At 49.7% G+C, this 13,431-nt stretch carries 14 protein-coding genes and 6 tRNA genes; 15 read left to right on the top strand and 5 right to left on the bottom strand.

Going from position 1 to position 13,431, the window contains the following annotated elements:
* The first annotated feature begins 79 nt into the window (after positions 1–79).
* From lrp to Q3O60_RS13470, 6 genes are all read left to right on the top strand, one after another.
* Positions 80–562, top strand: coding sequence for a leucine-responsive transcriptional regulator Lrp (gene lrp / locus Q3O60_RS13495; protein ID WP_305894465.1), 483 nt, complete (start codon positions 80–82; stop codon positions 560–562).
* A 316-nt stretch (positions 563–878) separates the two neighbouring features.
* Complete coding sequence (locus Q3O60_RS13490) at positions 879–3,338, top strand: DNA translocase FtsK (protein ID WP_305894464.1); 2,460 nt, start codon at positions 879–881, stop codon at positions 3,336–3,338.
* On the top strand, positions 3,338–3,964 hold the full coding sequence (gene lolA, locus Q3O60_RS13485; RefSeq protein ID WP_305894463.1) for an outer membrane lipoprotein periplasmic chaperone LolA: 627 nt from the start codon (positions 3,338–3,340) through the stop codon (positions 3,962–3,964). The genes Q3O60_RS13490 and lolA overlap by 1 nt, the downstream gene beginning before the upstream one ends.
* 5 nt (positions 3,965–3,969) lie before the next feature.
* The gene (locus tag Q3O60_RS13480) at positions 3,970–5,313 is read left to right on the top strand and encodes a replication-associated recombination protein A (protein ID WP_305894462.1); all 1,344 of its coding nucleotides are present in this window, start codon (positions 3,970–3,972) and stop codon (positions 5,311–5,313) included.
* An 80-nt stretch (positions 5,314–5,393) separates the two neighbouring features.
* The gene (gene serS / locus Q3O60_RS13475) at positions 5,394–6,692 is read left to right on the top strand and encodes a serine--tRNA ligase (protein ID WP_305894461.1); all 1,299 of its coding nucleotides are present in this window, start codon (positions 5,394–5,396) and stop codon (positions 6,690–6,692) included.
* Between the two features lie 19 nt (positions 6,693–6,711).
* A complete protein-coding gene (locus tag Q3O60_RS13470) occupies positions 6,712–6,900 on the top strand; it encodes a hypothetical protein (RefSeq protein ID WP_305894460.1) in 189 nt (62 codons plus the stop codon).
* A gap of 35 nt (positions 6,901–6,935) precedes the next feature.
* Here the strand turns inward: Q3O60_RS13470 and Q3O60_RS13465 are convergent, their stop codons facing one another.
* The 5 genes from Q3O60_RS13465 to Q3O60_RS13445 form a co-directional block, all read right to left on the bottom strand.
* Positions 6,936–7,256: a TusE/DsrC/DsvC family sulfur relay protein gene (locus tag Q3O60_RS13465; protein WP_305894506.1), complete on the bottom strand. Its 321-nt coding sequence runs from the start codon at positions 7,254–7,256 to the stop codon at positions 6,936–6,938.
* Entirely contained in the window at positions 7,256–7,537 is a 282-nt protein-coding gene (locus Q3O60_RS13460) for a DsrH/TusB family sulfur metabolism protein (protein WP_305894459.1), read from the bottom strand. Before Q3O60_RS13460 ends, Q3O60_RS13465 begins: the two co-directional genes overlap by 1 nt.
* The gene (locus tag Q3O60_RS13455; RefSeq protein WP_305894458.1) at positions 7,534–7,899 is read right to left on the bottom strand and encodes a DsrE family protein; all 366 of its coding nucleotides are present in this window, start codon (positions 7,897–7,899) and stop codon (positions 7,534–7,536) included. Before Q3O60_RS13455 ends, Q3O60_RS13460 begins: the two co-directional genes overlap by 4 nt.
* A complete protein-coding gene (locus Q3O60_RS13450; RefSeq protein ID WP_305894457.1) occupies positions 7,899–8,258 on the bottom strand; it encodes a DsrE/DsrF/TusD sulfur relay family protein in 360 nt (119 codons plus the stop codon). Before Q3O60_RS13450 ends, Q3O60_RS13455 begins: the two co-directional genes overlap by 1 nt.
* Before the next feature lie 139 nt (positions 8,259–8,397).
* The gene (locus Q3O60_RS13445) at positions 8,398–9,066 is read right to left on the bottom strand and encodes a Bax inhibitor-1/YccA family protein (RefSeq protein WP_305894456.1); all 669 of its coding nucleotides are present in this window, start codon (positions 9,064–9,066) and stop codon (positions 8,398–8,400) included.
* Positions 9,067–9,288: 222 nt separating this feature from the next.
* Between Q3O60_RS13445 and Q3O60_RS13440 the strand changes: the two genes are divergently transcribed.
* The 9 genes from Q3O60_RS13440 to Q3O60_RS13400 all read left to right on the top strand — a co-directional run bounded on the left by Q3O60_RS13440 (position 9,289) and on the right by Q3O60_RS13400 (position 13,400).
* Positions 9,289–9,379 (top strand) — tRNA-Ser (locus Q3O60_RS13440).
* Between the two features lie 92 nt (positions 9,380–9,471).
* Positions 9,472–9,562: transfer RNA gene (locus Q3O60_RS13435), tRNA-Ser, on the top strand.
* 197 nt (positions 9,563–9,759) lie between these two features.
* Complete coding sequence (gene uvrY / locus Q3O60_RS13430; protein ID WP_305894455.1) at positions 9,760–10,404, top strand: UvrY/SirA/GacA family response regulator transcription factor; 645 nt, start codon at positions 9,760–9,762, stop codon at positions 10,402–10,404.
* Positions 10,405–10,435: 31 nt separating this feature from the next.
* On the top strand, positions 10,436–12,250 hold the full coding sequence (gene uvrC / locus Q3O60_RS13425; RefSeq protein ID WP_305894454.1) for an excinuclease ABC subunit UvrC: 1,815 nt from the start codon (positions 10,436–10,438) through the stop codon (positions 12,248–12,250).
* Between the two features lie 32 nt (positions 12,251–12,282).
* Positions 12,283–12,849 (top strand): CDP-diacylglycerol--glycerol-3-phosphate 3-phosphatidyltransferase, encoded by a 567-nt coding sequence (gene pgsA, locus Q3O60_RS13420; protein ID WP_305894453.1) that lies wholly within the window; start codon positions 12,283–12,285, stop codon positions 12,847–12,849.
* Positions 12,850–12,967: 118 nt separating this feature from the next.
* Positions 12,968–13,043: transfer RNA gene (locus Q3O60_RS13415), tRNA-Gly, on the top strand.
* Positions 13,044–13,085: 42 nt separating this feature from the next.
* Positions 13,086–13,159 (top strand) — tRNA-Cys (locus Q3O60_RS13410).
* A gap of 50 nt (positions 13,160–13,209) precedes the next feature.
* A tRNA-Leu gene (locus Q3O60_RS13405) sits at positions 13,210–13,296 on the top strand.
* 28 nt (positions 13,297–13,324) lie between these two features.
* Positions 13,325–13,400, top strand: a tRNA-Gly gene (locus Q3O60_RS13400).
* The last annotated feature ends 31 nt before the right edge of the window (positions 13,401–13,431 follow it).

Below are 13,431 nucleotides of genomic sequence, written 5' to 3'. Positions count from 1 at the left end.
GTCGAATTAATGGTTGTTTTTATGGTGAATGGTAGTTTAATATGCTTCATCTGCGTTATTTTTAAGAATATATCACTGCATGTTTTCGCAAAGTAAAAGCAGCAAAAAGCTCGACCGCACCGACCGTAAGATCTTAGTCGAACTTCAGCGGGATGGTCGGGTCTCAAATGTAGAACTTGCCAAGCGCATCGGGTTAAGCCCAACCCCCTGTTTGGAGCGGGTTCGTAAGCTGGAAAGCGAGCAATACATTCTCGGATACACGGCCTTGGTGGACCCAATTAAAGTCGGTGCTGCGCTTCTGGTGTTTGTCGAAATCACCCTCAGTAAAACCTCGCCTGAAGATTTTGATGAATTTAGCAAAGCCGTGCAAAAACTGGATGAAATTCAGGAGTGCCACTTGGTATCGGGCAGCTTTGATTTTTTATTGAAGACGCGAGTCTCCAATATGGCTGCTTATCGTGAGTTGTTAGGGGAAACTTTATTGCGTTTACCCAGTGTGCGGGAGAGCCGAACTTACGTGGTAATGGAAGAAGTGAAGCAAGGTAATTTTATAAAACCCTGACCGTTAGCAAGGCTGAGTTCAGTTTGGGAGTGTTATAACTAATAGGATTTGTGCAGTCAGTTTAGCGTAATGCTCGAACCGGCTTAGCTCACGCGAACGCGCCGTGAACCCATCCATGGGGGCTCTGTGAAGCCCGTCCAGGGCTTCAAAGGTTCGCTTAGAGTAAGCCTAATCTCGCTTATCTGACATTGTGTTTCCAATATGCTGGCTTTTTCTGCAAGTTGATCGCCAAACAGATGCACGAAGGTGCACAGTCTGGTATCTTTCTAGGCAGAACCATGGATACATTGATACCAATAAAAGTGAGGCCTACCCTTTGCCACAACTATCCATCTTTAATTTAAATGGCGTTCAGCGATTGCTTGAAGTCGGTTTGATCCTTTTCTGCGGGCTGGCCGCTTTTATGTTGCTGGCATTGATGTCATTCAACCCAGCTGATCCAAGTTGGTCGCAGGCGGGTTATCAGCAGGATGTCGCCAACTATGCCGGGCCCGTTGGCGCCTGGATGGCTGATTTATTGTTATTCTCTTTTGGTTGGATTGCCTATTTAGTGCCCGTTCTGGTGGCTGGTGCCGGTTATTTGTTTTTTAAACGTTTTCACCATGTGCTGGAGCTGGATTATTTGATCCTTGGTTTACGGCTGATCGGCTTGTTACTGACGATTATCAGTGCCACCGCGATCAGCAGCATGAACTTTAATGATATTTATTATTTTTCGTCCGGTGGGGTAGTGGGGGATATCTTCAGTGGCTTATTGCTGCCTTATCTGAATTTTGTCGGTACCACCTTGTTGTTACTGTGTTTGTTTGCCACAGGCCTCACCTTTATGACAGGCATTTCCTGGTTTACCGTGATGGATACAATTGGTGCCTGGGTCTGGCAAGCCGGCTGCTGGTTATTTCAATTACCCAGTCTCTTGCAACAGAAGTGGCAGCAGCATCAGCAGGAAGTGGAAGACAGTCAAGAGTTTAAGGCCAGTCATGATTTCAATGGCAATAGCGACGAGGAAGTGACGGAGCCGCCATTACGCATTAGCAGCAGTAAAGCTGCTTCGGTACTGCCAGTGACCCCATTGAATGAGCAAACGGATGCCAGAGCATTCTACAGTGTCGATGACCTTGCGGATGACTCACTGTCGTTTAGTGCCGTGGATGAACCTGAACTGCCGGAGCAAATTGAGAAAACCTTGCGTCATACCCAACTAAAGCGTCCTGTGGCAGCTGCCGTGGAGCCAAGCCCGGATGACGATGATGAGATGGAGCTTGAACCACTGTCCGCTACAGAATTGCCAGGTTTAGAGCTATTGGATCGGCCAGATAAAGCGGAAAACCCAATTGACCCGGCTGATTTAGAGCGGGTATCGCGTTTGGTGGAAGCCAAGCTGCTGGACTTTAATGTCGAAGCCAAAGTGGTGGGGGTACACCCGGGCCCTGTGGTAACACGATTTGAGCTGGATCTGGCGCCAGGTGTGAAGGTCAGCAAAATTACTGGTTTAGCGAAAGATTTAGCCCGCTCGTTATCGGCCATCAGTGTGCGGGTGGTTGAGGTGATCCCTGGTAAGTCTTTTATCGGCCTTGAGTTGCCCAATAAGCATCGTGAAATTGTTCGTCTTTCGGAAGTGATAGGTGATGCTGTGTTTGAGCAATCACGTTCGCCGTTGACCATGGTACTGGGGAAAGATATCGCTGGTAAAGCCATGATAGCCGATCTGGCCAAGATGCCACATTTACTTGTGGCAGGGACGACCGGCTCAGGGAAGTCGGTTGGGGTCAATGTGATGATCTGTAGTATTCTCTACAAATCGACGCCAGATGACGTTCGTTTCCTGATGATCGATCCTAAGATGCTAGAGCTATCGATTTATGAAGGCATTCCCCATTTATTAACCGAAGTTGTCACCGACATGAAAGATGCCGCCAATGGCCTGCGTTGGTGTGTGGGGGAAATGGAACGACGTTACAAGCTGATGTCTGCGCTCGGGGTGCGTAACTTAAAAGGTTACAATGCCAAAGTGAAAGAAGCTATTGCTGCTGGTGCGCCACTTAAAGACCCATTGTGGAAGCCATCTGATGATATGCAAGACGAGGCACCACTGCTAGAGAAGCTTCCTGCTATCGTGGTGGTCATCGACGAGTTTGCCGACATGATGATGATCGTCGGCAAAAAAGTGGAAGAGCTGATTGCCAGAATTGCACAAAAAGCGCGGGCTGCAGGTATTCACTTAATATTAGCGACCCAACGTCCTTCGGTGGATGTCATTACCGGCCTGATTAAGGCCAATATTCCGACCCGGATCGCTTTTCAGGTCAGCTCAAAAATCGATTCCAGAACCATTTTGGATCAACAAGGAGCTGAAAGTCTGCTTGGGCAGGGCGATATGTTGTATTTGCCGCCGGGTTCAGGCGTGCCAAACCGGGTACACGGTGCTTTTGTTGATGATCATGAAGTGCATGCAGTGGTCGCTGATTGGAAACGGCGCGGTCAACCCAAATACATTGCTGAAATTTTAAGCGGTGAAACCACCGAAGAGAACTTATTGCCCGGTGAAACCATCGAAGGAGATGATGGGGAAGCCGATCCGCTGTACGATCAGGCCGTCGCTTTTGTGACCGAAAGCCGTCGTGCCTCAGTTTCTGGTGTGCAACGGCGTTTTCGCATTGGCTATAACCGTGCTGCGCGTTTGGTTGAACAAATGGAGCATAGCGGTATCGTTAGTTCACCAGGCCATAACGGAAACCGTGAAGTTATTGCGCCACCGCCACCGAAGGGACATTAATGAAAAAACTATTGATCGCGATTACTTTATTACTGGGTTGTTCAGCTGCCGTGATTGCGGAGCCACAGTCCGAGCCAGAGGCGAGCGATGCGCTGCGGCAGCAGTTGGATCGGATAGAGCATTTTCATGCCAGTTTTCAGCAACAAGTGTTTGATATGCAACAGGAGCTGGTGCAGGAAGGCGAAGGGGAGCTGTGGTTACTGCAGCCAGGTAAGTTTCGCTATGTCATGCACACCCCAGAGCCGATTTTATTCGTTGGTGATGGCATTACCTTGTGGTTTTACAATGAACTGCTGGAGCAAGTGACTTTATTTGATGCAACCACGGAGTTGCAGCGTACGCCTTTTGCTTTGTTGATGTCGGACGATCGTGCGTTATGGCAGGATTATCGCATTGAGTCGACCGGGCAGGGCTATCGGATTATGGCACTTGATTTGTCGAGTCCAGTCCAGCAGTTGGAACTGATATTTAGTGGCGATGTATTAAGTGAAATGCAGGTACAGGATTTAAATGGCCAGTTCAGTGTGTTTCGGTTCGATCAAATCAATACCGACCTTGATGCCTTTACCCTGGAGCACTTTCAATTTGTACCGCCTGCTGATGTTGATGTAGACGATCAGCGGTAATCCGGATGAGCACCCAGGGGTTTGATTTTAGCAATGATTTTCGGCCGCTTGCGGCCCGGATGCGCCCTCTTACCTTGCACGACTATGTCGGGCAACAGCATCTGCTTGCGCCGGGCTTACCGCTACGCCAAGCGATTGAACAAGGTAACATTTACTCGCTGATTTTATGGGGCCCGCCTGGCACGGGTAAAACAACCCTCGCAGAGATTATTGCCAGCCATGCCGACGCCGAGCTGGAAAAGCTTTCGGCGGTGACCTCTGGTATTAAAGAAATTCGTGATGCCATTCAAAAAGCCAAAGATAGGCAGCAGCAATGGCAAAAGCGCACCTTACTGTTTGTTGATGAGGTGCATCGCTTCAATAAAAGCCAGCAAGACGCTTTTTTACCGCACATTGAAGATGGCACCATTATTTTCATTGGTGCCACCACCGAAAACCCCTCCTTTGCATTGAACAACGCGATATTATCCCGTGCCCGGGTTTGTGTGCTGAATAAACTGACTGAGGATGAATTAAAGCCGTTAATGCAGCGGGCACTCAGCGATACTGAAGTAGGCCTTGGCCGCGAAGCGCTTACGCTGTTGCCTGATGCTGAACATCTATTGCTGCAACTGGCCAATGGCGATGCCCGTCAATTGCTGAATTTACTTGAGCTCATCGCTGAATACAGCACGGCAGCCGGTCAGCAGCATGACATATCGGCTGAGTTGGTTCGTCAATTGGTACCACGAAAACTCCCTGGTTTTGATAACCAGGGGGATCAGTTTTACGATCTGATTTCTGCCTTTCATAAATCGGTGCGCGGCTCTGCCCCCGATGCTGCCTTGTATTGGTATTGTCGTATTTTGGAAGGCGGTGGTGACCCTCTGTATGTTGCCCGCAGGCTTTTGGCTATCGCCAGTGAGGATATCGGCAATGCAGACCCAAGAGCCTTAACCATGGCGCTCAATGCCTGGGATACCTTTCAACGTGTTGGCCCGGCTGAAGGCGAACGCGCCATTGCGCAGGCCACTATTTATCTGGCATTGGCACCGAAAAGCAATGCGGTCTACGATGCGTTCAAACAAATGCGCCGACTGGTGGTGAGTGAGCCGGATCATGAGGTACCACACCACTTACGCAATGCGCCAACCAGGCTGATGAAAGAGCAGGGGTTTGGTGCAGAGTATCGCTACGCGCATAGCGAAGAGGGAGCTTATGCGGCGGGTGAATGTTATTTACCCGAGGCGCTTCGTGATTTACAGCTGTATCAGCCAGCAGAGCGAGGCCTTGAAAAGCAACTTGCTGAAAAAATGCGCTATTTACAGCAATTGGATGCACAAAGTCCGAACAAACGTTATCGGGAATGATACAATAACCTCAGAATAATCATCAGCGGCTGGCGTCATTTGATTGCAACAGCCGCCCAACCGAAAGACAGAAAATCATCATGTTGGATAGCAAATTTTTACGAGCAGAATTAACCGAAACCGCTGAGCGCTTGGCCGCTCGTGGTTTCACACTGGATGTGGCTACCTTGTCGGCGCTGGAAGAGCGTCGCCGCAGTTTGCAGGTGCAAACGCAGGAACTGCAAAACCTGCGCAATAGCCGTTCTAAAGAGATTGGTCAGGCCAAAGCGCGTGGCGAAGATATCGCCCCTTTACTGCAAGAGGTCTCCGGCCTTGGTGAGCAACTTGATGCTGCCAAAAGTGAGCTGGACCAACTGCTGGCCGAACTGGAACAGATCAGTCAGAGCATCCCTAACTTACCGGATCCATCCGTACCGCATGGTGCCGATGAAGCCGCTAATGTTGAGGTACGCCGTCATCTGGAGCCAACCAAGCTTGGTTTTGAGCCAAAAGACCATGTCGATTTAGGCGAAGCTCTGGATAAGGGCCTCGATTTTGAAAGCGGTGTAAAACTGTCTGGTTCGCGTTTTGTCGTGATGCGCGGCCAGCTGGCCCGGCTGAATCGGGCATTGACCCAGTTTATGCTGGATTTGCATACCACCGAGCATGGTTACACCGAAATGGTGGTGCCTTATCTGGTGAACCATGACAGCCTGTATGGCACCGGTCAATTGCCGAAATTTGGGGCGGATTTATTTCACACCAAACCTGCGACCGAAGAAGGTCAGGGCATGGCGCTTATCCCTACGGCTGAAGTACCACTGACCAACCTGGCACGTGATCATATTTTTGAACTGGCCGAGCTGCCGGTGAAAATGACCGCTCACACACCATGCTTTCGCAGCGAGGCGGGCTCTTACGGCCGTGATACCCGTGGTTTAATCCGTCAGCATCAATTTGATAAAGTGGAGCTGGTGCAACTGGTGCATCCTGATCACTCCATGGCAGCGTTAGAAGAGCTGACATCGCATGCCGAGAAAGTATTGCAGTTATTAGAGCTGCCATACCGTGTCATGCTGCTCTGTACCGGTGATATGGGATTTGGCGCTTGCAAAACTTATGATTTGGAAGTCTGGTTGCCATCGCAAAACACTTACCGTGAAATTTCTTCCTGTAGCACCATGGGTGATTTTCAGGCCCGGCGGATGCAAGCCCGCTTTCGTTTGGCCGAAGGCAAAAAGCCTGAGTTGCTGCACACCTTAAATGGTTCTGGCTTGGCGGTTGGTCGTACTTTGGTCGCTGTATTAGAGAACTATCAGCAAGCCGATGGTTCCGTGTTGATCCCGACGGTATTGCAGCCTTACATGAATGGATTGACGGTACTAAAAGCAAGCAACTGAGGGTACAGCCGGTAAACGTATGGGACCAAAAGCGACTCCACCTAAAACAGGTCTACGGCCTAAGCGCCTGAATGCATCCCGATCCGATCGGCGCGTGACGGCAGGGGTGCGTTGGTGGCTTTACCGATTGTTGATCATCGGCATTGTTCTGGTTGCTGTGTTGTTTTTTGTCGAAGCCTTGATAGGGATCTGGCAAGAATCATTCTGAACTGACAGGCAGCCTGCGTTTTAAGACTGCCTGAGTTACAGACAACGAGCGGGCTTTGGTAAGCCGGCTATTCGGGTTGCTTGCTTGGCTGGCCCATCCGGAAACAACATAAATAAGTACTTGCTGCTGCCTTTTTCAGGCCCATATTGTTGAGCCATGGCCTTGACCAGTAAACGAATAGCCGGAGAGGTATGATGTTGCTGGTAGAAGTCGCGCACAAAATGCACGACTTCCCAGTGCGGGTTGGTCAGTTCGATCCCTTCAAGCTCTGCAAAGCGCTGTGCCAGCGCCGGGTTCCACTGGCTGGCATCGGCCAGATAACCATGCTTGTCGAGTGGATAGCAAGTACCATCCATTACAATGTCGGACATAACCACACCTGTTTCGCCTGAGCGGTCAGCCCGACCCATTGTTGATCACTGATCGTCTGCCACGGAGCGCCTGTGTTTATGGCTCGAGCTTCGACATCCAGCTGCAAGGCATAGCAGCGACAGGGTAACTCTGGCCATGGCAAGAGCATGGCATAGACACCATCCTGGCGCAGCAACAGCACATCATCGGCGGTTAATGTTGCCAACCAGGTATTGAACCATTCATCGCTTGGACGTTGAGCGGAGATCCATTGCAGTAGTTTCATGAAAACCTCACGATATGCTGATAGTGAGGCAATTGGCTATGGAGCTGTCCGGTCGATAGCACCCTGACGTCATAGGCAAGAGCATCTGCTGTTAACTGATAGAGCGCCAGGTCAGGTTCGGTCACAATTGGCGCGGCAATATCATACAACTCAAATAAACCAATTGCTTTGCTCATGTCTTTAAGTTGCAAGCGGCTGGCAATGTCCTTGTGGGGTAACAGCAACAAGACCGCTGGCCCGGTGAGTAGCAGCTGCACTTGATGCTCTACTGCAGCCATGGCAAGGGCATAATCCAGCGCCTCACGAGCTTGGGGACGATTAAACGGAGAGCTATCTAACCAGACCAGTATCGATGTCGTCATTACAATTGCACCAATCTGTGGTTAGCCAGACGCATGGCATGCTCGGCTAAGCCAGCTAACTGATAGCCGGGCCGAAGTTGTTCGCTCTGCAAGGAAAGACCGCGTTTTTCGGCGGCCGTGCTGCAAAATAGCAGGGGGATCTGATGCTGCAGACAAAACTGAGCCAGTAATCGGGAGGCATCTGGCTCATCGGCTGGCAAGTCAATGGCATCACTGGCTGCTAAAACCGCATCCTGATAGAGGAAAATATGATCGATGCAATGACCCATTGCTACGCTTGATGAGGCAAAGCGCAGAGCGCTTTGAAAGGCCTGACCATTAAAAGGGGACTGGGTCAGTAAGATCACAAAGGATGTCACCGGTTAAATCCTGTTAGTTATAACAACGGGTAGCTCAAAACAAAGCCCCATGGCTGGCTTCACTGCAACAGACAGTATAGCAAGCACATGGGGCAGGGGGTAAGCATCACCACGGCATCAGCCGTGACTAGCCAAATGATTAATCATCACCACCAAAGATACCCAGCAAGCTAAGTAAGTGAACGAAGATATTAAAGACGTTCAAATACAAAGACACGGTCGCGCGGATATAATTGGTTTCACCACCATGAATGATGCGGCTGGTATCAAACAGGATAAGGCCAGACATGATCAGGATCACAGCTGAGCTAATTGCCAGTTGCAGAGCTGGCATTTGCAGGAAAATGTTCGCCAGTACTGCCAGCAGGACCACAATCAAGCCAACGAACAGGAAGCCACCCATAAAAGAGAAGTCTTTACGAGTGGTCAACGCATAAGCGGACAGCGAGAAGAAAATAACCGCGGTACCAGCCAAGGCCTGCATAATCAAGCCTGGGCCATTCGGCAGGCCTGCGTAGTAAGTCAGCATCGGGCCGAGTGAGGCACCAAAGGCGCCAGCAAAGGCGAATACCCAGAAAATACCACTGGCTTTATCGGCCTGTTTGTTTACCACAAACAGCATCACAAAACCGGCAATCATGCAGATAATGGACGCCATAGGGGATAAGTTCATCGCCATTGCAAAGGCAGCAGCAACGGCGCTGAATGCCAACGTCATGCCTAGTAAGAAGTAGGTGTTACGAAGCACCTTGTTGATTTCAACACCACGGCTGGCGGTGCTGATGGTCTGTGTTTCTCTGTACGACATACAGGTCTCCTTGCACTCTTAAGTACTTTAAAAAGCAATGGTAAATGCTAAAACTTTGATCCTCATCATACCGATTTAGTTCCCTAAGCTCTAGTGTTATCGGCCCGATTTTGCGCTAGTTGCACCATAATAGCTTAAATTGATGAAATTTTGACTGGCTGAAACAAAAATGGCAAAAAGGACTTTTCTTTCGCTGGTAAACTGATTAGTATACGCCTCGCTGGAGGGATGGCAGAGCGGTTGAATGCACCGGTCTTGAAAACCGGCGTGGGTTAATAGCCCACCGAGAGTTCGAATCTCTCTCCCTCCGCCATTTTCGCTTGTTGCAACTGGCTGTTTGCAACACTCAACTATTTGAGTGCGTCAATGTCTAATCAGCCTCTAATCATCTTGGTTAGGTATGTCGGAGGGATGGCAGAGCGGTTGAATGCACCGGTCTTGAAAACCGGCGTGGGTTAATAGCCCACCGAGAGTTCGAATCTCTCTCCCTCCGCCATTTTCATCCCTCATCACTGCGCTTGACCTTCCTAAAATGTACTGCAACTTTTCATTCCATCTTCTTAAGCAATCTGGCACACTAAGCCACCGGATTTTAGTCGTAAATTTCCAGTGATTGTGTTGAGTTTAATGCTGTCCTCGGCTATGCTTTAAAAATAAGAAAGTAGTAATAAACCAGTGAAGCGGAGAAGCAACTTGATTAACGTACTTATCGTTGATGATCACGAGCTTGTTCGAACTGGCATCAGTCGCATTCTTAAGGATGAACGTGGTATCAAGGTGATAGGCGAAGCTGGTACCGGCGAAGAAGCTCTGCAATTTTGTCGACACAATGAGCCCGATGTCGTGTTGATGGATATGAATATGCCGGGAATGGGTGGTATGACAGCCACCAAGCGGGTGATGCACTTTTGCCCTGATATTAAAGTATTGGCCTTATCGGTGACTTGTGAAGAGCCGGTGCCGACCAAGGTCATGCAACTTGGTGCTGCTGGTTTTATCTCTAAAAATGCAGCTCCGTCTGAGATGGTTTCTGCTATTCGCAAGGTCTATTCCGGGGTTCGGCACATCTCCGATGAAGTGGCCCAGAAAATGGCGTTGAGTAAACTGAATCACCAGGGCGAAAATCCGTTTGATGAACTCTCGGACAGAGAGTTACAAATCATGCTGATGATCACCCGGGGTGAAAAGGTCAATGATATTGCCACTCAGCTTAATGTCAGCAGCAAAACCGTGAACTCATACCGCTATCGGATGTTTGAAAAACTATCGATTCAAGGTGATGTAGAGTTAACGCACCTGGCGTTACGTCATGGCATGATTGATATTGCCAAAGCCTGAACCAAGCGAGTTGTTGCCCGGGTGAATCACTATGTTTGATGCAAAAGGCTTTATGCAAACGGTACCACAGCAACCAGGTGTGTACCGGATGCTGAATGCCAAAGGCGTGGTGATCTATGTTGGCAAAGCGAAAAACCTGAAAAACCGGCTCAGCAGTTATTTTCGTGCTCAGGTTGACAGCATCAAAACCAAGGCGTTGGTTAGTCAAATTGCCCAGGTCGAATTGACGCTTACCCACAGCGAAACCGAAGCGTTGTTGCTGGAAAACAACCTGATCAAAGCGCACCGGCCGAAATACAACATTCTGCTGCGTGATGACAAATCTTACCCTTACATTATTCTCAGTGATCATCGTCATCCGCGCTTGTTATCGCATCGCGGATCACGCTCGGTAGCCGGACAGTACTTTGGCCCTTATCCTAATGCCGGGGCCGTTTGGCAGAGCCTGAAGTTGATGCAGAAAATTTTCCCCATTCGCCAATGCGAGGATAGCTTCTATCAGGCCAGAACCCGGCCCTGTCTGCAATATCAACTCAAGCTTTGCTCTGCACCTTGCGTTGGTAAAGTATCCGATGAGGATTATCAGGAGCAGGTACGACTGGCTCGACTCTTTTTAACCGGTAAAGATCAGCAAATCGTCGCCGATTTGGTGCAGCAAATGGAGCAGGCCAGTGCTGCGATGGAGTTTGAAACGGCGGCTCGCCTGCGCGACCAAATCCAAGCGCTGCGTCGTGTGCAAGAGCAGCAGTCGGTCAGCGGCGATCATGAAGAAATGGATGTCATAGGTTACTGCTTTCAACACGAAGTGGCCGCAGTGCATGTGCTGTATATTCGTCAGCATAAAGTCATTGGCAGTAAAACCTACTTTCCTAAACTCCCCGCTAATACCGATGTGGCTGAGATTCTGCCTGCATTTTTACTGCAGTTTTATTTGCAAGGTATGGGGGGCCAGCAGGTGCCAAAAGAAGTGGTTTTGGCGCAAAAACCGGACGATAGCGACGCATTGCAGCAAGCCATTAGTCAGGTTGCGGGGCGCAAAGTTAAGCTCACGGCAGTGCAACGGGGCGAGAAAGCACGCTATCTCGAATTAGCCAGCAAAAATGCCCGTATTGCCTGTGAAGGCAAGGTCAGTCAGGCACAACGGGTCCGTTTAGGGTATCAGGCACTCAATCAGCTGTTTAAACCACAGGCTGCAATTAGCCACATGGAATGCTTTGATATCAGCCATACCATGGGGCAAGACACCATTGCATCCTGCGTGGTGTTTGATGAAAAAGGCCCGAATAAAACCCTGTATCGGCGCTATAATGTCAAAGGGATCACCGGGGGCGATGATTACGCAGCGATGGATTTTGCCCTGAACAAACGTTATGGCAAGCTCAGCGCCACGGATCCCTTGCCTGATCTTATCTTAATCGACGGCGGCAAGGGCCAGTTGCAGCGCGCGGTGGATTTTTTTGCCAACCACCCTTGCCAGCAACCACCTCTGTTGATGGGCGTGGCGAAAGGGGTTAGCCGCAAGGCCGGTTTAGAAACCTTATTGATCCCCGGCCAGACGGATAGGAACTTGGCTGAAAATGATCCGGCTTTGCATTTAATTCAGCAAATCCGTGACGAATCGCACCGTTTTGCGATTACCGGACATCGTAATAAGCGTGGCAAAGCATTGCTTAAAAGTTCACTGGAGCAAATCCCGGGCATTGGAGCCAAGCGGCGTCAGGCTCTGCTGCATTACCTTGGAGGGATGCAAGGCGTGCAACAAGCCAGCGTGGAGCAGCTTGCTTCTGTGCCAGGCATTTCAAAACAACAAGCCGAAAAGATTTACCAAAGCTACCGTAACAAGTAGCATAGGCATAACGTAGCTAAGAGAAGTAGTGCATGTTAAATATACCCAATATCCTGACCCTGTTTCGCTTGTTGTTGATCCCGGTCTTTCTCTGGCTGTTTTATTCTGGCCTTGATTCGGCCCGGTTCTGGGCGGCATTGGTGTTTGTGTTGGCGGCAATTACGGATGCGCTGGATGGCTATCTGGCCCGTAAGTTGGAGCAATCGACTCCGTTTGGCGCTTTTTTGGACCCTGTGGCTGATAAAGTAATGGTGGTGATGGCGCTAGTGCTGGTTACCGTTGATGAGCAAGCCTTGTGGATGACTATCCCTGCGCTGATTATGATCAGCCGTGAAATTATTATTTCTGCCTTACGTGAGTGGATGGCTAGCGTAGGTCAGGGGGCTGCCGTTGCCGTATCGGGTGGTGGCAAGTTAAAAACCATTTTCCAGATGGTGGCGCTGATTGGTTTGATTTGGCAACCGACGCATAGTTTATTGGTATGGGTAATGCCAGCCAGCATTATTGTGTTGTATCTTGCGACCTTACTGACTATTTCATCGATGGTACAGTACATTTATGCCGCTCGTCATGGCTTGATTGGTGAGCAGGCAGACTGATAAAGCACCGGTTCTGCTAAAAAATAGGCAGTCGAACTCAGATCTGATAATTTGTTGTTGACTGAATCAGTGAAACCAGTAGAATGCGTCTCGTGTTAAGGCACAAGGCGATTGCAACGCGAGTATAGCTCAGCTGGTAGAGCGCGACCTTGCCAAGGTCGAGGTCACGAGTTCGAACCTCGTTACTCGCTCCAAATCTTACTAATGTTTTTTGTAAGAGTTGGCGATGCAGGTAAGGCGGGTTGGCAGAGTGGCCATGCAGCGGATTGCAAATCCGTCCACCTCGGTTCGACTCCGGGACCCGCCTCCATAACACAACAACGTTTTATTGTTAAAAGTTTTATCGTTAGATGCTTGTCTGCCCGGGTGGTGAAATTGGTAGACACAAGGGATTTAAAATCCCTCGTTCGTAAGGACGTGCCGGTTCAAGTCCGGCCCTGGGCACCATTTAACGCTAGTTTTAAAGTACGATTTCGCGAGTGTAGCTCAGCTGGTAGAGCGCGACCTTGCCAAGGTCGAGGTCACGAGTTCGAACCTCGTCACTCGCTCCAAATTCAACAAAAAAGCAGCCTGACGGCTGCT

The sequence above is a fragment of the Alkalimonas collagenimarina genome, assembly GCF_030717845.1.
Taxonomy (GTDB): Bacteria; Pseudomonadota; Gammaproteobacteria; order Enterobacterales; family Alteromonadaceae; genus Alkalimonas; species Alkalimonas collagenimarina.
This window is presented reverse-complemented; position numbering and strand designations above follow the sequence as displayed.